General features: G+C 43.4%; 15 protein-coding genes and 1 pseudogene. 13 read left to right on the top strand and 3 right to left on the bottom strand.

Going from position 1 to position 20434, the window contains the following annotated elements:
* The first annotated feature begins 19 nt into the window (after positions 1-19).
* A complete protein-coding gene (locus tag ACBR23_RS12900) occupies positions 20-979 on the top strand; it encodes a DUF6282 family protein (protein ID WP_371119667.1) in 960 nt (319 codons plus the stop codon).
* A gap of 1 nt (position 980) precedes the next feature.
* Here the strand turns inward: ACBR23_RS12900 and alaS are convergent, their stop codons facing one another.
* Positions 981-3689 (bottom strand): alanine--tRNA ligase, encoded by a 2709-nt coding sequence (gene alaS, locus ACBR23_RS12895; protein WP_371119666.1) that lies wholly within the window; start codon positions 3687-3689, stop codon positions 981-983.
* Between the two features lie 1029 nt (positions 3690-4718).
* On the opposite strand from alaS, the pseudogene ACBR23_RS12890 reads away from it, so the two are divergent.
* The 12 genes and pseudogenes from ACBR23_RS12890 to ACBR23_RS12835 form a co-directional block, all read left to right on the top strand.
* Positions 4719-4796 (top strand): annotated as a pseudogene (locus ACBR23_RS12890) (zinc ribbon domain-containing protein); the annotation flags it as partial.
* Between the two features lie 258 nt (positions 4797-5054).
* Positions 5055-5663, top strand: a complete 609-nt coding sequence (locus ACBR23_RS12885) for a hypothetical protein (RefSeq protein WP_371119665.1) — start codon at positions 5055-5057, stop codon at positions 5661-5663.
* Positions 5664-5673: 10 nt separating this feature from the next.
* Positions 5674-8346 carry an OmpA family protein gene (locus tag ACBR23_RS12880; protein ID WP_371119664.1) on the top strand — a complete coding sequence of 891 codons (2673 nt, stop codon included), beginning with the start codon at positions 5674-5676 and terminating at the stop codon, positions 8344-8346.
* 2 nt (positions 8347-8348) lie between these two features.
* Complete coding sequence (locus ACBR23_RS12875) at positions 8349-8885, top strand: Rab family GTPase (protein WP_371117591.1); 537 nt, start codon at positions 8349-8351, stop codon at positions 8883-8885.
* A complete protein-coding gene (locus ACBR23_RS12870) occupies positions 8882-10456 on the top strand; it encodes an ATP-binding protein (protein WP_371117590.1) in 1575 nt (524 codons plus the stop codon). Before ACBR23_RS12875 ends, ACBR23_RS12870 begins: the two co-directional genes overlap by 4 nt.
* A 48-nt stretch (positions 10457-10504) precedes the next feature.
* Complete coding sequence (locus tag ACBR23_RS12865) at positions 10505-13285, top strand: adenylate/guanylate cyclase domain-containing protein (protein WP_341738179.1); 2781 nt, start codon at positions 10505-10507, stop codon at positions 13283-13285.
* Positions 13286-13458: 173 nt separating this feature from the next.
* The gene (locus ACBR23_RS12860; protein ID WP_341738178.1) at positions 13459-13722 is read left to right on the top strand and encodes a CBS domain-containing protein; all 264 of its coding nucleotides are present in this window, start codon (positions 13459-13461) and stop codon (positions 13720-13722) included.
* Positions 13710-13877, top strand: a complete 168-nt coding sequence (locus ACBR23_RS12855; protein ID WP_341738177.1) for a PAS domain S-box protein — start codon at positions 13710-13712, stop codon at positions 13875-13877. The genes ACBR23_RS12860 and ACBR23_RS12855 overlap by 13 nt, the downstream gene beginning before the upstream one ends.
* A 4-nt stretch (positions 13878-13881) precedes the next feature.
* Positions 13882-14157, top strand: coding sequence for an ATP-binding protein (locus tag ACBR23_RS12850; RefSeq protein ID WP_341738176.1), 276 nt, complete (start codon positions 13882-13884; stop codon positions 14155-14157).
* A gap of 4 nt (positions 14158-14161) precedes the next feature.
* The gene (locus ACBR23_RS12845) at positions 14162-15271 is read left to right on the top strand and encodes an ATP-binding protein (RefSeq protein ID WP_371117588.1); all 1110 of its coding nucleotides are present in this window, start codon (positions 14162-14164) and stop codon (positions 15269-15271) included.
* A gap of 308 nt (positions 15272-15579) precedes the next feature.
* The gene (locus tag ACBR23_RS12840; protein ID WP_371117587.1) at positions 15580-15864 is read left to right on the top strand and encodes a hypothetical protein; all 285 of its coding nucleotides are present in this window, start codon (positions 15580-15582) and stop codon (positions 15862-15864) included.
* Between the two features lie 51 nt (positions 15865-15915).
* Positions 15916-16455 (top strand): DUF2231 domain-containing protein, encoded by a 540-nt coding sequence (locus tag ACBR23_RS12835; RefSeq protein ID WP_371119663.1) that lies wholly within the window; start codon positions 15916-15918, stop codon positions 16453-16455.
* Positions 16456-16501: 46 nt separating this feature from the next.
* Here the strand turns inward: ACBR23_RS12835 and ACBR23_RS12830 are convergent, their stop codons facing one another.
* Together ACBR23_RS12830 and ACBR23_RS12825 are read right to left on the bottom strand one after the other, a co-directional pair.
* Positions 16502-17407: a pentapeptide repeat-containing protein gene (locus ACBR23_RS12830; protein WP_371119662.1), complete on the bottom strand. Its 906-nt coding sequence runs from the start codon at positions 17405-17407 to the stop codon at positions 16502-16504.
* 264 nt (positions 17408-17671) lie between these two features.
* A complete protein-coding gene (locus ACBR23_RS12825; protein WP_371119661.1) occupies positions 17672-20179 on the bottom strand; it encodes a VIT domain-containing protein in 2508 nt (835 codons plus the stop codon).
* Positions 20180-20434: the final 255 nt, after the last annotated feature.

Below are 20434 nucleotides of genomic sequence, written 5' to 3'. Positions count from 1 at the left end.
AGAAGAGATGAGGGGATGAATGCAAGCTGTTTTTTTTATGTTAGTTTGGATTTTTTGCTATTGGTTTTGTCTCCCAGTCTATGCTGTGGGATATCCGCAGTTTCCTGATTCACAAAAGAGCATAATTGAAGGTGCGATCGACTTTCACATCCATTCTTCTCCTGATGTGATTCCCCGCCGACTTGATGATTTTGAAGTGGCTAAATTAGCTGCTAGGGGGAAGATGAAAGCGGTGGTATTGAAAAATCATTTTGGGAGTACAGCAGCCCGCGCAGTTTTGGTTAATAAGATAGTACCAGAAATCCAAGTTTTTGGAGGTGTTGTTCTCAATCATTCTGTCGGTGGGATGAATCCTCAAGCGGTGGAAGCTATGCACCGCATCGGTGGCAAATATGGTAAAGTAGTGTGGCTACCAACGGTTGATGCTGATTGTCATTTGAGGGCTTTTCACCAGCCGGGAAGGGGGATTAAAGTTGCAGACAATGGCAAGGTTTTACCGGAGACAGAAGCGGTATTGCAGATGGTTGCTAGAGAGAATTTGGTGTTGGAAACTGGTCATATTTGCCCGGAAGAGGTGATGGCGGTTGTGGAGCGATCGCACTTGCTCAACATTAAGAACATCCTGATTACCCACGCCATGGCTGATGTACCCGGTTTGTCCCTAGAAAATATGCAAACAGCCGCCCAGATGGGAGCTTTCTTAGAACTCGCATTTGTCAACGATTTGATGGGAGAAAATGCGGCGGATGACGGACATAAAAACTGGCATCATGTTTCAATTACCAAGATGGCGGCCGCGATTAAGCTCATCGGTGCGGAGCATTTTGTGCTCAGCACCGATTTGGGGAGAAAACCCGATCCTTTACCTACGGAAGGTTACAAAATGTTTGTCAAAAAGTTAAGGAGTGAAGGAATTTCTCAGCGGGAAATAGATTTAATGATGACCCAAAATCCCGCTGTTTTGTTAGGAATTACCTGATTTAACTTAACCCTTCAATCAACAAATTTCGGGCACTTTGCAAGGCAGAATCTAACTTACTTGCATCGCGTCCTCCAGCCTGGGCTAAATTCGGCCGCCCGCCACCTTTTCCACCACAAATTTGAGCAATTCCCCCAATAAATTTCCCGGCTTGCAATCCTTTTTTGTTGACTTCTGGACTAAAAGCTGCTACCAAACTCACTTTGTCTGGTTCAGGAATAGAGGCCAAAACTACTGCACTATTTCCTAGTTTTTGCTGTAACCTTTCTGCGGCAGTTTTTAAGGCTTCTGTATCCACATCTCCCAATTGCGCCACAATGATTTTGAATTCGCCAATGGATTCAGCCTGGGCTAACAATTGGTCAGATTTAGCAATGGCTAATTCCGACTTCAAAGCAGCCAATTGTTTCTGAGTATCTTTCAATTCATTCTGCAAATTAGTGATGCGATTTGGCAATTCTTCGGGTTTGGCCTTAAATCGATCGCCCAAATCGCGCACTACCTTATCCCGCACATTCAAATAGTCCAACACAGCTTGGCCAGAAACCGCCTCTATCCTGCGAACTCCCGATGCTACACCAGCTTCGGAAATTATCTTGAATAACCCAATTTCTGCGGTGTTGCTGACGTGGGTGCCACCACACAATTCCATTGAAACACCAGGGAAATCAATCACTCGCACGACATCGCCGTACTTCTCGCCAAACATGGCGATCGCACCTTTTTCTCTGGCTTGGGCGATCGGCATTTCTGCAACTTCGGCAATATGCGCCTCGGCAATCCAACCATTAATTTTATCCTCAATTTGCTCCAACTCTGCCACAGTCACCGCCCGTGGAGAATTGAAATCAAATCGCAATCTATCAAAGGATACCAAGGAACCGGCTTGGGAAATAGAATCATCGACAATTTGCCGCAAAGCTGCTTGCAATAAGTGAGTTGCTGTGTGATTTGCCTGCACTCGGCGACGACTACTATTATCAATTTTGGCAGTGACACTATCCTCAACTCTCAGGGTTCCTCGTTCCACAATCCCGAAATGTACGAAGAAATCAGACTCTTTTTTGACATCCTCAATCCTCACCAACAAACTCTCTGAATTTTCTCCCTCTGCGCCGGGGCGGTTTAAATAACCCTTATCCCCAATTTGTCCCCCAGATTCAGCATAAAATGGTGTCCGATTCAACACAACTTGTACCTCGGTTCCCGCCACTGCTTCTGTCACAGATTGGCCGTTGACTAAGATAACTTCCACCTTAGCTAAACTAGACAATTCCCCATAGCCAACAAACTCTGTGCTGTGGATGGTTTCCGCTAATTGATCCAAGGAACCTTGGACGGTTAAATCAATGGTTTGATGGGCATCTTTGGCGCGAGTTTGCTGTTCCTTCATGGCTGTTTCAAAGCCATCTAAATCGACACTTATTCCATATTCTTCGGCTATTTCTTGGGTCAATTCTAAGGGAAAACCGTAGGTATCATAAAGGGTGAAAGCATCTTGACCAGAAATCTGTATGGTGGGTTCGGCATCTTGTCCGCCCTCAGCAACCACCAGGTTAGATGCCTTTTCTAGAAGAGCTTTTTTGACTATTTCTGATAACAGTTTCTCTCCCCGTTCTAAAGTCTTGAGAAACTGAGCTTCTTCCCTTGCTAGTTCTGCTTTAATTGCTGCTTCTCGCTGACGGACGTTGGGATAAGCTGCTTCGTTCAGGGCGATCGCACTTTCTGCCACTCGCACCGTAAATTCTTCTGCAATCCCAATCAGCCGCCCGTGGCGTACTACCCGGCGAATTAATCGACGCAAAATGTAACCTCTACCTACATTTGAGGCACGAATTTCATCGGCAATCATGTGTACCACAGCTCGAATGTGGTCGCCAATTACTTTCAGCGAAACTTTGGTTTTTTCGTCGCTATTTGCGTATTCAATTCCGGCAATTTCGGCGGCGGATTGAATGATGGGTAAAATCAAATCTGTTTCGTAATTATTGGGGACTTTTTGGAGGATTTGCGCCATCCGTTCTAATCCCATGCCCGTATCAATATTTTGATTTTGCAGCGGTGTTAAATTTCCTTCTGCATCTTTATTGTACTGCATGAATACCAGGTTGTAAAATTCGATAAATCTGGTATCGTCTTCTAGGTCGATCTGGTCGCCTCTTTCTGGGTGGAAATCGTAGTATATTTCGGAACAGGGACCGCAGGGTCCGGTGGGACCTGATTGCCAGAAATTGTCGGCTTCTCCCATGCGTTGAATCCGTTCTGCTGGAATGCCGATGTCGTCGCGCCAAATCCCAAAGGCTTCGTCATCTTCTCGGAAGACGCTAACTACTAAGTTTTCTGGGCTTAAACCGAAGACTTCGGTGGAAAGTTCCCAAGCCCAAGCAATGGCTTGTTTTTTGAAGTAGTCGCCGAAGCTGAAGTTTCCCAACATTTCAAAAAATGTGTGGTGACGGGCGGTGCGGCCGACGTTTTCGATGTCGTTGGTGCGGATACATTTTTGGGATGTGGTGGCGCGGGGAGATTCGGCAGTGCGCTGTCCCAGAAATATTGGCTTAAATGGTAGCATTCCGGCGATCGTCAGCAATACTGTCGGATCTTCTGGCACTAAGGAGGCGCTGGGTAAGATTTGATGTCCCCGCTGGGCATAAAATTCCAGGAATGTTTGACGAATTTGGCTACCGGACAGAAACTTAGGAGAAATAGACATGACAAAACACTTAAGTATGTAAAGATGTAGCAACAATAGAACTTACATCTATATGGATATTACGATCATTATAATGAGTAATGTAAAGACATATCAAGTTTTGCAAATTGTGCTTGGCCCTCCAGAAAAGTCATGCTAACTTAATAATAGACACCGGACAGAAAGGAAAAGGAGGTCGCTATATTTAGAAACACAGTTCGAGGATATAGACATGGTGTCTCCGGTCTAAATTCCCAAGGTGGCAGAAATTAACCGAACACAACACATAATGTAGCAACACTGTCGATCGAGCAGTAAAGCTAAACGAAAGTCGAGTCTGACTAATTGTGGTTTTGGATTAAAAGTAAAGCTGCAAAAGTTGTAAACCCCTAGTAAGTAATTGTTCTTAATCGGAAATATACCTCGTTTGTTAAAAAATCAAAGGTTCTCATATTGGGTCTGGTCGTGGTCGATCGGACCCTAAGTTTTTTGAGAGGGCGATCGATTGGGAAGTAATAGTTAAGTTTTATGTACAAATTGAGCCGTAGCACTCATACTAAATCCAGGTTGAAAAACTTCTTGATTGCTAGATAGGGGGAGAGGGCAGGGTTGTACATTTATCAAGAAAATGATGATTTTGTAGGGGTAGTGGATGGTGTGTGCCTACCATCCCCATGTACTGAGTCTGGGAGTTTTGAGGTGGGGTAGAGGGGTAGAGGGGGAGTGAGGTAGAGGGGGAGACGGTGAGATGGGCAGATGGTGACATAGGTCAAGATAGTGGCTATTGGTACTGAATAATTCTGCCTAAACGTGATAAATAATTAGATGTGTGTTCGCGATCGCTGATTTTTAGTGGTGGATAAGCTGCTGTCGCTAAAGCTACAGTCAAGATGCGATATCATAGAAGATGTCAACAAAAGACATTAAAATCTACCTTGCCGTCTCAGGAAAGTCTACCCTTGACTAGCTTGCTACAAGGTAAGGATGGCAAATCGCCAGAAGTAACAGGATTGCGCCCAACAATCTGAATCTCAGGATATTTAGACTTACAACTGTGAAAGTTGCGGTCATTTGATGGACAGAGATGTGAATGCAGCGATTAATTTATCGCGGTTGGCTAAACCGTGAAAGCTTGCCCAGGGATAGCCGCTCCCATGCTCCCGATGAAGCAAGAAGCAAATATCTAGACTTGTCTAGTATTTGTATAGCAGTCTCAAAGCCTAGGGCCTATGTCAAACAGGCAACTGTCCCAAACAACTGTCGCAAATCAGGGTAAAAGTGGGTGACACGCCTCTGGAGTCAGTTTTTATGGCTCGACTGGCGGTTTCGCAAAAAAATCTAGCACAGTTCTCAAATTCACATTTTTCGGAGATTCGAGGTAAAATCATGGCCGAAATAACTAAAGAAGAAATGCGCGAACGCCTGGGCAATATTGACCAGATTCGCGATATAATTTTCGGAGCTCAGCTTAGAGAATACGATAATCGCTTCGATAAAATAGATTCTGAGTTGTCGATGATGCAGCAAGATATGCAAGCTCGCATCGAACAAGTAAAAACAGTTCTTTCCGGAGAAATGAGGGCGGCCGTTGATTCATTTGAAAAGAAAATCAAATCAATCACCTTGAATACCCAAGAAGAAAGCGCAGACCTCCGTCAGCAAATCGATCGCGTTAACCGAAAATTTTCCAGCAGCATAGAAGCGCTGGACGAGGCGATAGACAATCAAACCACTTCCATTCGTGACGAAGTATCCCAAACTAGAGAGCGACTCTCTGAAGAAACTCGCACTCTAAAAACACAAGTTTTTGAAGAACTCGATCGGCGTTTTTCCATGCTCAGAGAAGTCAAAGTTTCCAGAGATGACATGGCGGAAATTTTGTTTGAACTAGGCATGAGGCTCAAAGGCACTGAATTTGTACCGGAACTCAAGGGAGTGACGGATAATAAGCTAAATAACGAATTTTTGTTACCAGAGCGTCACCATCACGGATAATTAACAACCCATGACCTCACAGAAAGAAAATCCGGCTGACGAACATGAGTTGCAGGGTTGGATTTCTAAACCTGATGAATCTGCTGACGATGAAACAGCTCAGCTTGAACCGTTAGTGCATCTGTTGGTAGAACTCAAAATTATTGCAGGTTCAAACCGACAAAATCCAGAGTCGGAACTAGACAGCAGCGATCGAGACGATCGCACGCAGCTACTCGGTGGGTTGAAAGATTTGTTAGGTATGTCTGAGGAAGTTGAAGCAAGTGCAAAACCAGAAACCTTCGAGGGTGAAGCGGATTCTGGTGATGCACTGGCTTTTTTGGAAGAGTTTAAAAATTTGCTATTTGTTACTCAAAAACTGAATACTTCAGAACTAGAAAAAGACTATTCATCACTTAATACTATAGATGTTTTGGCGATCGGCGAGGTGGAGCTAGAGCAGAGAGCGCACCAGATTCAGGACTTGTCTACCTCGCCGATTCAAAATGCTTCACAACCAGCTCACACATCTCAGGAGAGCGATCGTAATTTAGAGCCTGGGGCTACTCCCCAAACTGAGGTACAACCCTTAGCAATAGGCGCTCGTCCGGTTGTTCAAGCCACCTCAGAAGCACCAGAAATCGCCTATTTAGATGCTGGGGAACCCACGCAGATATCGCAGCCGATAGAAATATTGGGACAAATAAAACAGGATTTCAATGAAGCCGACAGCGCGATGAAAAGGCTGCAAAATTTGATTTTCGGCTCGCAAATATCAGATATCGAGCAAGTGAAAAATCTGTTGGCTGAAAACGATTTGCCCGCAGTGCGCCGTCTGATGACCACCATCGATGAAAAATTAGGAAAATTGGAGCACCAACTTTACGATCCCCAAGAGTTGATTGCTCTGATGCTACCTTGGATTGCAGAAATTCTCAGCCGTAAAATAACAGAGTCTAAGGAAGAAGTTGTAAACGCGATCGTACCGATTATTGACGAAGTGATTAGGGCAAAAACTCAAGAAAATAAGCAAGCCATGAGTTCGGCGATCGCTGAATTACTTCCCGATGCACTTGCTCAACAAATCCAGAATTCACCCGCAGATATTGCTAAGGCGATCGCCCCGGAAATCGGCATGGCAATTAAAGAACAAATTCGCCTCGACCAAGAGTCGATCGCTCAAGCCCTAGGGCCGGAAATGGGCAAAGCGATTACAGCCCAAATTGAGTTTGAACGAGATTCAATGGTAGATGCACTCTATCCGGTAATTGGCAGTACCATCTCTAAATACATGGCAGAAGCGATCAAGACCATCAATGAAAAAGTGTCAAACACCCTCAGCGTCGAAGGAGTTAAGCGGAAAATTCGCTCCAAAGTCCAAGGAGTCTCCGAAGCCGAATTAATCCTTCAAGAATCCATACCTTTTACCGTCCAAGCAGTATTCTTAATTCACAAGGCATCAGGGTTAGTGATTTCCGAAGCTCAACAATTAGGAGATTACCAACTAGAATCAGAAATGGTCGCAGGAATGCTCACAGCTATTAGCAGCTTTGTGAATGATTGTATTGTGAGACCAGGACAAATTTCCGAACTAAATCAAATTGAATACGGTGAATCCAAGATTATGCTAGAAGTAGCCGGATACTGTTACCTAGCAGCAGTAATCAAAGGAGAACCACCGCGAAATTTTATCAAAAAAATGCGGGAAACTGTCAGCACAATTATCATCAATTATGGAAAATCTATCAATCAATTTAACGGCAACCCCCGTACCATATCTGATGACCTGCATCCACTGTTACTGGGTTTATTAGCAAAATTTACAACAGAACAGCAAACACTAGCAAAACCCCCCCTAGCCCTTGCGGGACTGAGCTTAGCATTGCTAAGCTTAATCGTAGTACCTTGGGGAATTTATCAGTACCGCAGTAACCTTGACCGTCGCCTTGCTGATAATACCACTTTCGCTTTAGGATCGACTCCCGAATTAGCGGTTTATCGCTTAAATGTGAGTGTTGAAGGCAAAACTCTGAAGTTAACCGGAAAGTTGCCCAACCCCGAATTACGGGTAAAAGCTGGCCAAATAGCTGCATCAACGGCACCAAATTTGAAATTAGACAATCAAATTGTCGCGGTCGAGCTACCTCCCGATCCAGTGTTGACAAAGGCTGAGGTACAGCGAATCACTGCTGTTCTAAACAAACTCTGGGGTGTTTCTATTTCAAGTCGGTATGGCGATCGCCGAGTTACAGTAGAAGGAACAGTGATGGAACAGCCAGATGTGCAGAAAATTACTGAATCTTTTAAGCAAATTCCCGGAGTTCAATCAGTGATTAGCACAGTTAAATTAGATCCACTGAAAATTACAAGTCGCATTTACTTTGAGCCAGGAACAGCAAAATTCGACTCAACATATCAAGAGACAATTGTCAATATCAGAGATTTTTTGAGACAGCATCCTCAAAAAAGTATTAAGATAATTGGGCACAGCGATCGCACTGGAGAAGTTGTTCTAAATCAACAGTTGTCGCTCCGGCGTGCAGCCACCGTGCGAGATGCCCTGGTCTTGCAAGGTGCTGACCCGCAGCGCCTCCAAGTGATCGCCAGCAACAGTCCTCCTGTGGATGTAGCACAAAATCAACCGCTACTTTTAAGCAGGTGCGTGCTATTTGAACCAATAACTAAGAGCATCAACAGCAAATAATTATGTCAGTTACTATCTCTAAAAAAATGTGCATGATCGGCGATTTTGGCGTGGGTAAAACCAGCATGATCCGCCGTTTTGTCGATCGGCAATTCAGCGACCAGTACCTGTCCACGGTAGGAGTAAAAATTTCTCGCAAAAGTATTGTATTAGAAAACAGCACAAAACAGGAAATTGTCACAGCACAGTTGCTGATTTGGGATTTAGAGGGGCATACAAAATTCAAAGGTATCGCCCCCACTTATTTGCAGGGAGCAGGCGGCGTTTTAATAGTTGCCGATGTCAGCCGCTCAGAAACCGTTGAGCGAATTTCCGAACACATTAAGCTTTTTTCTTCAGTCAACCCAAAAGGCTCAATAATCATCGCTTTGAACAAAGTAGACTTGATAGACGAAGAAAAATTAGCACTGCTAGTGGAAATTGCCCATTCCATAGGTCAAGATAAAGTAGTAGCAGTTTACACAACATCTGCTAAAACGGGCAAAGACGTCGATGAAATTTTTTACAAACTAGCTTACACAATGGTAGAACAAGTATGATCGATATTTTTAGAAAGCTGTTAGTCCCCCAAGAAACAGAATATTTTGTGGTTAATCACAATTTCATTATTCAGGAAACCTCCTCAGCCGTGCAGCGGTTTGCCGATACAGCCGCCGACGCTTTACCCGGTGTGGATGCCCGCATCTGTTTTCCTGAATTAATTGGAGTTGAAAATATCCTCACATCTATAATTATCGGACAAAAGTCAAGTTTTCAACTCAAGGGTATCGCTAGGTTTACGGACAACAATCATCCTTTATATTTCGATCTCTTAGTAATTGAACATGAAAACAACGAAGAAGAAAAAGAAGAAAAACTGCCAAGTACATTGCTAATTTTGATTGAAGATTCCACCGAAAAAATGGTAATGAAGCAATCATTAATCCAAAGAGCTAATGAGGCAAATCTTTTAGTGAGAGCCTTAGAAGCTTCTAGAGATTACATAGATAAAGTAATTATATCTATGGGCGATGCTTTGTTAGTCACAACCACCTTGGGCATCATCAAAACAGTAAATCAATCCGCTCAATTGTTGTTTGGGTACACCGAATCAGAAATTGTCGAACAGCCTTTGTCCATGATTGTCGTGGAAGAAACATTGCTTTACCAAGCTCGGCACCACTATATTTTGTCTCAAGAAGAATTAGTGAGAGAATTGGAGGTAGTCTGCACGACAAAAACAGGAGCAGAAATTTGGGTAGAATTTTCCTGTGCGGCTATTCAGACGGAACTGAAGGGGCTATATGATTTTGTGTACATAGGTAGAGATGTTACAGAACGCAAGCAACAAGAAATCGAAATTCGTCGGTCTTTGGCAAGAGAACAGGAACTCAGAGACGTAAAATCTCGCTTTTTTTCGATGCTTGCTCACGAATTTGGCAATCCTTTAAATACAGTATTGTTTTCTACTCAAATTCTCAAAGAATACGGCGATGAAATTACAATCCAGGAGAAAAAAGAATACCTAGAACACATTCAATCAGCATCTAAACACATGGCTCAGCTATTAGATGATGTTCGGTTGCTTAGTAGTGCAGAAGCAGGGAAATTGAAATTCAATCCCACACCAGTTGACTTGAAAAGTTTTTGCAACGATTTAGTAGAATCTATCAAAATTAGCTTCGGCAAAAATCATGCAGTTTGTTTTATTTACAGGCGAGTAATGTCGCGGGTGAGATTAATTAATAACTCTTATGATGAGAGCAAAAAATTACCCGCAATGGATAAAAAATTGCTGCGACACATATTGACAAACTTGCTGTCAAATGGTATTAAGTATTCGCCAATCGATAGCAATGTTTATTTTGAGTTGCATTGTTATGATGAAGAAGCTATCTTTAAAATTAAAGATGAAGGAATTGGCATTCCTATAGAAGACCAAGAACAACTGTTTGAATCTTATTACCGGGCTCAAAATGTAGGTAAAATACCCGGTACTGGACTAGGTTTATCCATAGTCAAGCAGTGTGTAGACTTGCACGGCGGTCAAATTGAATTTTCCAGCGAAACAGGGTTAGGTACTACTTTTATAGTGACCATTCCATATTACAAATCAAAGCAAATAGATTAATCTCAGATTTCTGGATACCAAGGGCGCATTTACTACTAAAGATCCCCAATGAAAACCCTGTTACAAAAACTATTGGTTCCTCACCACCTGGAGTACCTCGCACTAGATAGAGACTTTTTAATTCAAGAGACATCTGCCAATGTACAGCGTTTTGCCTACTGTGACGAAATAGTATCGGGAAATGATGTTCGCCTTCACTTTCCAGAATTGGTAGGAACTGAAGAAATTTTAATCGATATCTTTGAAGGGAGTTTACCAAATTTTGATTTAAAAGCGATGACGCGGGTTTTAGAGGATAACTCGCGACTGTATTTTGATATGTATATCGTCGCATTCAGAAATGATGAAAGTCATCAAAGATTAATTATATTTTTTGAAGATGTAACAGACAGGATGGGTTTAGAACAAACTCTTGTTCAGGCGACCAATGAAATGAATATTTTATTGAGTACCTTAGCAGCTACTAACAATTATGTGGAAAAAATCATTACTTCCATGGCAGAAGTTTTGTTAGTGACCACCGCCAGTGGAAAAATTAAAAAAGTTAATCAAGCTGCTCAAAATTTGTTTGGTTACAGCGACTCGGAATTAGTAGGACGACAAATAAATGCGATCGCTCCCATAGGTCAATCTTTACACGATCTCAGTAAACAACGTGAATTAGTCCAAACTAAGGGGGAAGTAATTTGCACAGCAAAAACAGGTGAAAAGCTCACATTGGCTTTTTCCTGTACCCCTATTCCCAGTGATATTAAGAGTATTTCTGATGGAACGACAGACCTCAAAGATTTCCTGTATATCGGTAGAGATGTTACAGATAGAAAGCGGGCTAGCAAGCGAAAAGTAGCCCAATATGTCACCACGCGCATACTCTCGGCATCGGAAACAATCAAAAAGGCGATCTCCGCAATTCTCCCCGTAATTTGCGACAGTTTGGGATGGGATAACGCCGAGCTATGGATGCCAGAAATAGGTGAAAAGCTACTGTCAGTAACTAAGAGAAAATTTCCGATTTCCGATCCAAATTTGCTCCGGTGTGTGGCCAATTGGACAAAACGTTCAATCTCTATTCCAGAATTTGTAGAAGTTGCCGAACAAACTACCTTTGCAATGGGGGAAGGATTACCGGGGCGCGTTTGGGCCACCGGTTCCCCTGAGTTGATTAGAGATATAACTGAAAGTGACAAGTTTTATCGCCGAGAAATTGCGGGTAGATCGGGATTGCATGGAGCTTTTTGCTTCCCAATTTTGGGCGACTACGAACAGGAAAATTCTACCCGGTCAATTTTGGGTGTCATCGCTTTTTTTAGTTGCGAGGTGCAGTGCTACGACGAAGAATTGCTCCAGACAATGGCAACAATTGGCAGCCAAATTGGTCAATTTATTAAGCGCAAACAAGCAGAAGCAGCCTTGCGAGAAAGTGAAGAACAACTGCGAGACTTATTTGAAAATGCTAGCGACTTGATTCAAAGTATTGGAGCAGACGGTCATTTTTTGTACGTGAATCGGGCTTGGCGAGAAACTCTTGGGTACAGCGAAGCAGAAATTGCTAAAATGACAGTATTTGATATCATTCATCCCAACAGTTCCCCGGATTCTCTTCACATATTCGATCGGGCGATTCGCGACAAAGAAATAGATGAAAATACTTTTTATCCAGATTCTGTAGAAGCGATTTTTGTGACCAAAAAATACCAACAAATTTTGTTGGAAGGGAGTATAAGCTGTAAATTTGCTGATGGTCAGCTAGTGGCTATTCGCGCGATTTTGCGAGACATTACTGCTCGCAAACAAGCTGAAGATGCTTTAGCCCAATCTGTCTCCCTACTCCAAGCAACTTTTGATTCCACTGCTGACGGGATTTTAGCGATCGATCGCACTGGAAAAATAGTCAGTTTCAACCGAGAATTTATAGAAATGTGGGGCATTCCCGAAGAAGTGATGGCACTGCGATCCGATGCAAAAATGGTGGCGTTTGTCCTCAACCAACTGAAAGATCCCCAAGCATTTCAAGAAAGAATAGAATCACTTTACGAGCAGCCAGAAGCGGAAAGTTACGACTTGTTAGAATTTCAAGACGGCAGATTTTTTGAACGCTATTCTGAACCGCAGCGACTGGGAGATGAAATTATCGGCAGAGTTTGGAGTTACCATGACATCACCGAACGCAAGCAAGCAGAAGATGCCCTCCGGGAAGAACAAGAAAAATCTGAAAAACTCCTTTTAAATATTTTGCCGAAAGCCATAGCAGAAAGGCTTAAACGAAATGAAACTACTATTGCAGAATACTTTCCTGAAGTGACTGTTTTGTTTGCAGATATTGTGGGTTTTACACACTTGTCTACCCTGATGAATCCCATCGATCTGGTGGAGTTGCTCAACCAAATTTTTTCCAGCTTTGACCTGATTTGCGAACGGCTTGGGTTAGAAAAAATTAAGACTATTGGGGACGCATACATGGTAGTAGGAGGATTACCTGAGCCTAGGGCAGACCATGCCGAAGCGATCGCCCAAATGGCCCTGGATATGCAAACAGAAATAGCCAGATTTAATGCTCAAAATAACAAATATTTTAGCATCCGCATCGGTATCCATAGTGGCCCTGTGGTGGCGGGAGTAATTGGCATCAAAAAATTTATTTACGATTTGTGGGGCGACACGGTTAATATTGCTTCTCGCATGGAATCTCACGGTTTGCCTTGGCGAATTCAAGTGAGTGAAGCTACTTATAATTTATTGCAACACAAATACTTATTCGAGCGGCGGGAAACTATTCATGTTAAAGGGAAAGGGGAGATGACAACTTATTTGCTTATTGGGAGTAAATAAAATTAGTTATTGGTTATTAGTTAGTGGTTATTAGTTAGTGGTTATTACTCATGGGTTAACTAACAACTAACTCTTGGATGACGCTTCGTCGCTCAGGGCATCGCCACTAACTACTAACTACTGAGTAAAACTATTGCTAAAATTAGTGGAGAAACCCAAACAGGTCAAGATTCATGGAACTTGCCAATGTACCGATATTTTTATCATCACATCTAGAAACGATCGATCGCCATCCTCTAACAGTTGCACCAGAAACTAGCTTTATGGATGCGATCGCCCTGATGAGTCAGGCGATAAATAGTAATGAGCTAACGAATTCACAACCCATTGTCAATTCCAGTAAAACGGCAAAACCATCGAGCGGTTGTGTCTTAGTGATGGACGGAAATCAGCTCGTTGGAATCCTCAATCAAGGAGATTTCGCATGGTTAAAGTGAATGATGCTCACCGCCAGATGTTCGGCTACAGTGACGAAGAGTTGGTGGAAATGAGTTTTGCTGATCTCACTCACCCGGAAGATTTAGAAGCAGATTTAGAGCTGGTTAAGCAGCTTATAGATGAGGATATTCCTCGTTTTCAAATGGAAAAATGAATTAGTGTCAAATACCTTGAAGCACGCTTTTCCCGATCGCACAAATGGTACGGTTAGTGTAGAATGCTATCAAACAGGCGATCGGGAAATCCACCTCATCGTCAAAGATAACGGCAAAGGTTTTCCCAAAAATTTTAATTTTAAAAAAACTAATTCTATGGGCTTTCAAGTTGTCTGCACTTTAACCGAACAGCTAGAAGGAAATATTGAAATATCAGGAGAAATAGGCTCTACTTTTCACTTAAAGTTCACTGAGTTAAAATATTTTAAAAGGCTTTAGTATCATGAAGATTTCCGAAAAAAACATTAATATTTTGATTGTAGAAGACGAACTTTTAATAGCGAAAAACTTATCCAATAAATTGGAGAATTTGGGTTATAAAATAGTAGGTATTGTTTGTTCAGGAGCCGATGCCATCGAGCGTGCTGACGAAATGAAGCCAGATTTAATTTTGATGGATATAGTCATTAAAGGTCAAATAGACGGCATAGAAACAGCAACAATCATCAATCAAAAATTAGATATACCAATTATCTATACAACTGCCTATGCAGACGAAGAAACTTTGGAGCGAGCAGAAAATACTGGTTCCTACGGCTACCTCCTCAAACCTTTTAAAGAAAGAGAGCTACACGCCACCATCAAGATTGCATTGAGCAAACATCAAGAAACCGTTAAAATGCAACAAGAACTTGCATTTTTTGCTACAAAGAGTGAAAATGAATCGCGTTTTTTGGCAATGGTTTACCATGATTTAAATACTCCATTGACTACCATACAACTATCGGCTGAAATGCTGGAAGATTGCGATTTTTCTAGTCGTATATTAACAGTAAATAAGACCGTAGAACGCATTAAAAAAGCAGCGAGCAATATGAGCGAATTGCTCGAAGATATTTTAATGATAGCCAAAGCAGATTCGGGGAAAATTTTGCTGAACTTAAAGTCGGTAAATCTGGTTGATTTGTGCTATCTTATATTAGATGATATGCAGCCGATCGCTACTCAAAAACACTTCATAAACTTTCGTCATCAACAAAATTTGTTGTACGCTAATGTCGATGCCAAACTACTGCACCATCTGCTCACAAATTTGCTGTCAAACGCGATTAAATATTCTCCCAACGGCGGTGATGTGTCTCTAGAATTAAGCAGCCAATGCCAGGAAGTCATTTTTTGCATTCGCGATGAAGGAATTGGTATGACAGCGGCAGATATAGGTAAATTATTTCAGAAGTTTGAACGGGGTGGTAATGTCAGCAATATTAAAGGTTCTGGCTTGGGACTTTGTATTGTCAAACACATTGTTGACCTCCACGGCGGTACCATAAGTGTGGAAAGTGCGATCGGTAAAGGTACTACAATTACTGTGGCACTGCCTTTTGATAGTTGAGTGTTGACTAAAGAACAATAGGCCTGCCCCCGGCCTGTTTTAGCAATAAAAAAATCTTGTTATTAATGTTATTTGAGCTGTTGTTGATGCACAAAAAAATAAAAATTACCAATTAAATAAAATATTTTATTTAATGTAGCTTTCTGCTTTCAACCTGGAATCAAGGCTCTACCTATAGATAGAGACTAGCTGCGATCGGCATAAATGAAAATTCCACCCCTTGAGAGATGTAGCATCAGGGATATTTTTCGTTCAATAGTATCAATTACTGTTACCAACACCCAATCAAGAAACATCAGAGAGGATCTATGAGCATCGACAAACCCAACGAAACTAAAGATATTTTCCGCACTGCCAATCCTGGAGATCGCATTTCCGACGAACCACAAACCATCGAAGAAAAAGCCCAGCAACTCGCAGTAGACCACGTTCCAGACATAACTGGAGATATAGTTACAGTTCCCACTTATGTGATCGTCGAAGAACCGGATGGGGAAAAGAAAGCCCTGCACCACGTCAAAGACGCTGAAGAAATTTCCGACGTAATTCGGCAGGCCCGCGTTGACGAAAATGGCGAGCGAATTTGGGATTAAATTCAATCAAATTAAAGACGAGTTTTTTAACCAAAGTTATCTGTAGAAATCATGGAAACAAATCAGAGAAACACTGCCCCTTTCCCCAATATTCCGCCCATTCTGGAAACTGACGATCGAGAATATCTCGATGGTGGCATAGTGAGTACAGTTGCAGTCGCAGGCCATCCGCTTCACCCAGTGCTGATTGTATTTCCCGTAGCCTTTCTGGTAGGAGCAGCCGGTACTGACATCGGCTACTGGCTCACAAGCGATCCATTTTGGGCAAGAGCCTCAGTTTGGCTCATCGGTGCCGGTTTCGGTGCGGGCATTTTGGCTGGGATCACCGGTTTTTTAGACTTTTTTAAAATAAAAAGAGTGCGCGATCGTAGTGCTGGCTGGTTGCACATGGGCGGCAACGTGACGGTTTTGGTACTTTCCTTGATTAACCTGGTTTTGCGACAAGGAAACCCAGAAACAGCGATTGTACCAACAGGTTTAGCAATTTCCATTGTCGTTGCAGCGTTACTGGGCGCTACAGGCTGGTTTGGTGGCGAACTCAGTTTTCGTCACAAAGTCGGTGTCATCGGCCCTACCAGCCGCAATCAGTAGGTTTTGTGAAAAATATAGTCCTTCTCAATTATCAAATTGAGGAGGACTATATTTTTGAGGTATCAATTTCTTGAACTTCCCAAGAGTTAACTTGGCCAGCCCCAGCCAAGGAAAAATAGCGCCTAGTAGATTCCGGCAAAATCGCCCCCGCTAACAAAGCATTATCTAAATTAGCTCCAATTAACGTCGCCTCGCTCAAATCTGCTGCCATCAAATCTGCTTGACACAACTTCGCCCAATTCAGATTAGCCCCTCTCAAACAACTTCCCCTCAACTTAGCCCCTGTTAAGTTTGCTCCCACCAACTTCACGCCCCGCAACTGAGCGGCGCTAAAATTCGCCCCTGCTAAATTTGAGCCTTCCAAATTAGCTCCCGTCAGTTTAGCTTCACTGACATTGACACCGCTCAAATCCGCACCGCCGAGATTCACCCCATTTAACTGAGCTCTCCGCAGACTGACTCCCGTTAATAAAGCTCCAAACAGCTTGGCACTGTTGAGCCTTGCACCGTAAAGGTTTGCCCACTTAAAATTAGCTCCTGTCAGGTTTGCGCCCAACAAGTTAATTAGTTGCAAGTCGGCGCTGCACAGATTGGCATTCCACAGCACAGCACCCCGCAGGTTTGCGCCTGTTAAAGTTGCGCCGCTTAACTTCGCTCTCGGCAATTTTGCTTTTACCAGAAAAGCTCCGCTCAAATTAGCCTTGGTCAAATTTGCATCTGTCAGTTTGCTGTCTCCCATTTTGGCAAAACTCAGATTTGCTCTGTGCAGCAAAGCGCCATTGAGTGTTGCTTTGGTGAGAAATGCTCTGCTGAGGTTGGCCCCGGAAAGATTGGCTTGCGAAAGGTTGACTCCGATTAAGATGGCTCCGCTGAGGTTCGCCCCGCTGAGGTTCGCCCCAGCAAAGTTTCTTTGTCCTTTTTCGTAGTTGTTGAGCAGTTCGCTAACTTCCATAGGGCCTAATACCTCTGATTCGGGGGTTTTCGATGGAGAAATCTTTGCTGTTAAGGTTGTGTGAGAAATTCCACTGTGCAAAAGTCAGACTGTTTCAGAATTCTAGATCCAAAGGTCTAACTTCTAGTACCAGTAGTTTCTGTGGAAAGGTAATCTCTTAATAAAGATTTTATATCCTGCGATCGCTAGCAATGCCCATTTCCCCACTGTTGACTTAAAAGTTAACTTTTGTTGACATATCAACTTATTGCTTAACCTGTGGGATTAATTAATTTTTAACTTCAGGCGCACTTTGCCGCCTACTCCTGCGGGTGGTTTCCAGGAAGTTAAAGCTTCCTGGAGATGCTTAATTGGCTCAGTGGCTTGTAGCGTCGAGGCTCCATAGTCGATCGCCACTCGCACCACCCGGCCATCTTGTACCCACAATTCCCAAACCGTCTCCCCAGTAACCCCAGTCGGTAAGATCACAGATTGCAGGTATTGAGTCAAAGCAGCAATAGCCGACACATCCAACCCTTCGACACTAGCTATTTGCAAAGGAGAAGTGCTTGGCTGCTGGGGTTTCAACTCCCGGTAAGTGGGTTTCGCCACTTCCTGAAGTGGTGCCGATGGTGCTTCCCGGCGAGTTGGGTTGACACGGGAACCACCGCCTCTAGTTTGCCCGATCGCCTCATCCGACTCAAAAATACCTTCATAGCTCATCCCCTGTGGCAGTTCTACAGGCACTTGTACTCGCCGACGCGATCCATCTGGTTCCACCCGGACTTCTTCGCTCACAGCCACAAACGCCGTGTATTCCGACAGCAAGCCATAGGTCAAAGCAGTATTAGTCACTGATTCCACCAGAGATTTAGTCTCGCCACCAAACATTTGATTCATCAAATCCTGAATCCGCGATCGACCCCAAAGTTGAGCGATCGCCAAATTGCCAAAATCCAGATTAGTCGTGACAACTGAATTTGACTCCCGTTGGCGAACATTGACAGAAGGAGCAAAATTCACGGGTAACATCTGCTCGTAAACTTTGCCGTCAGCTTGAGTGCCGCGGATACGAATTTTGCCACTGGTGCGATCGTTCTGCCGGCCAAACAAAACTAGCGGCGCACTAGCAAACAAATCTGGCACCACCTGGGGATAAATCTCCGCTTTTTCCCCCATTCCTTCCCAACTGATTTGAATATTCGTCAATACCGGACTGTTAATTTGGCGAAAAAACTTTTCTGCTGCCACCGCCGTGGGTTCATCTTGACGAACTACTTGAGATGTGCCTCTTCCCACTTGGGCCAAACGGTTAAGCAAAAACCGATTTACAGAACCGCCCACACCAAAACTATAGAGTCTATTTCCCGGTTTGAGACTCCGTTGCACCTGGTCAATTACTTCTTTTTCATTGCCAATATAACCATCAGTAATTAGTACAATACTCCGCAACCTTCCGGTTTCTGGAGCCGGAAAATTCATCACTGTTCGGATGCCATTGAGCAATTCCGTACCGCCGTTAGCTTGCAATTTAGCGATATAATCAATAGCTTTTTCTCGATTGAGCTGAGTATTGGCTAAAGGAGTTGGTGAAAGTGCTTTGGCAGTATTGGCAAAATCAATAATTGTAAAAGTATCCTGGGGATTTAAACCTTGAATAAAACGGCGCATCAATTCCTGGGATTTGGCTAGCGGTTCTCCCTGTTGAGAACCGGAAGTATCCATCAGAAACACGACATCTTTGGGTACAATTTGATTGGATTTGTAATTTAAGGCCGGAATCAGATAAGCTGCAAAATGACCGCCTCGCTTGTCAGCTTGAGTCAGGACTGCTGCCTGGGTATTTTCTCCAGCTACTCGATAGCGCAAAATTAAATCTTTATTGGGGATTGTATCAGAATTGGCTAATTGGACTTGCACAATATTGCCGCTGCGAGATGTCGTAATTTGATGAGAAGTAGAGCGGACATCGCTAATCGGAATTCCGCTATCTATTTCTACATTCACAGCGATATCGTGACCCGATCGCGTTCCCGGAGGCACTACAGGCGGGTTAATGCGATCGGCATCGGTATTAACCGCCCCCGGCCTGGTTAAGGGGGGGTTGGGGGTGGTCATATTTCTGGGAATATAGCGAGGCCCCACCACCATGGGAAACACAAATTCATAATCGCCTCCCTCAAACTTGAGACTTTCGGTGTAGCGAATGGTAACTTCTATTTGCTCTCCGGGTTTGATATTTGCCAGAGACTGAGTAAAAATATTGTCCCGTTCTTGTTCCAACAAACCCGCTGTTCTGCCTTGGGTTCGAGCTTTTTCGTAAATTTCCAAAGCTTCGTCTCGTCGTTTGATATCAGATTTGATAGTTCGTGAGCCGATTTTAATTTCCATATCATCCACCGCCGCTTCGTCAGGTAAAGGAAACACATAAACAGCTTCCAAAGGTTCGGTGAAAGAATTTTCAAACTTCTGAACAACTTCGACGCGGGAGATATTGCCGGCAATTTTGGCTTTAACTTGAGTTTGTTTGAGCCCAAAGACTTGTTCCTGGCCCGGATTTTGACTTGGGACGAACAAACCGCCGACGGGACAGCGACTTTGGGGCGGGTATCCATCGCTACGGCAGTTAACCTCATTTCTAGCCAGGAGTTGTGGTGATGCAGCAGAATGTCCTCCAAGAGCGATCGCCCTTGCTCTATGGGGAGCCAGCCACGCGCTACACTCGATCGCAGCCAGGAGTGTTATACCAGCAGAAAGCAACCGTTGGGCAGATAAAACGCAGACAAACTTCATAGCAATTTTTTTAGCAGACTGGAAATGCTCTATATACCATGACCTTAACCTTCGCGAAACGTTCCTGAGTCAGGGATGTGCCAAAAATTACCGACTATGGCTCATGGGGCGATCGAGTCAAAGCTACAAAATTGTATCTTGCATCAATTAGACAATTAAATAGCTGTACCCACCCCATATTCAAAAAATGCTCCAGGAATGCTGGACAATTTGGTTTTTAGCTTTTAGATTTGAGTGTTACCTTAAGCAAAAACA

This window comes from Microcoleus sp. (genome assembly GCF_041354475.1).
GTDB lineage: Bacteria > Cyanobacteriota > Cyanobacteriia > Cyanobacteriales > Microcoleaceae > Microcoleus.
Note: the sequence above shows the minus strand (reverse complement) of the source record. Positions and strands in the feature narration are given on the sequence as shown.

Excerpts from the sequence above, each read along its gene's own strand:
- ACBR23_RS12835 (WP_371119663.1), top strand. The coding sequence starts at position 15,916 with ATGGAAACAAATCAGAGAAACACTGCCCCTTTCCCCAATATTCCGCCC.
- ACBR23_RS12825 (WP_371119661.1), bottom strand. The coding sequence starts at position 20,179 with ATGAAGTTTGTCTGCGTTTTATCTGCCCAACGGTTGCTTTCTGCTGGT.
- ACBR23_RS12845 (WP_371117588.1), top strand. The coding sequence starts at position 14,162 with ATGAAGATTTCCGAAAAAAACATTAATATTTTGATTGTAGAAGACGAA.
- ACBR23_RS12860 (WP_341738178.1), top strand. The coding sequence starts at position 13,459 with ATGGAACTTGCCAATGTACCGATATTTTTATCATCACATCTAGAAACG.
- ACBR23_RS12885 (WP_371119665.1), top strand. The coding sequence starts at position 5,055 with ATGGCCGAAATAACTAAAGAAGAAATGCGCGAACGCCTGGGCAATATT.
- ACBR23_RS12870 (WP_371117590.1), top strand. The coding sequence starts at position 8,882 with ATGATCGATATTTTTAGAAAGCTGTTAGTCCCCCAAGAAACAGAATAT.
- ACBR23_RS12900 (WP_371119667.1), top strand. The coding sequence starts at position 20 with ATGCAAGCTGTTTTTTTTATGTTAGTTTGGATTTTTTGCTATTGGTTT.
- ACBR23_RS12880 (WP_371119664.1), top strand. The coding sequence starts at position 5,674 with ATGACCTCACAGAAAGAAAATCCGGCTGACGAACATGAGTTGCAGGGT.
- ACBR23_RS12840 (WP_371117587.1), top strand. The coding sequence starts at position 15,580 with ATGAGCATCGACAAACCCAACGAAACTAAAGATATTTTCCGCACTGCC.
- ACBR23_RS12875 (WP_371117591.1), top strand. The coding sequence starts at position 8,349 with ATGTCAGTTACTATCTCTAAAAAAATGTGCATGATCGGCGATTTTGGC.
- ACBR23_RS12865 (WP_341738179.1), top strand. The coding sequence starts at position 10,505 with ATGAAAACCCTGTTACAAAAACTATTGGTTCCTCACCACCTGGAGTAC.
- ACBR23_RS12830 (WP_371119662.1), bottom strand. The coding sequence starts at position 17,407 with ATGGAAGTTAGCGAACTGCTCAACAACTACGAAAAAGGACAAAGAAAC.
- alaS (WP_371119666.1), bottom strand. The coding sequence starts at position 3,689 with ATGTCTATTTCTCCTAAGTTTCTGTCCGGTAGCCAAATTCGTCAAACA.
- ACBR23_RS12855 (WP_341738177.1), top strand. The coding sequence starts at position 13,710 with ATGGTTAAAGTGAATGATGCTCACCGCCAGATGTTCGGCTACAGTGAC.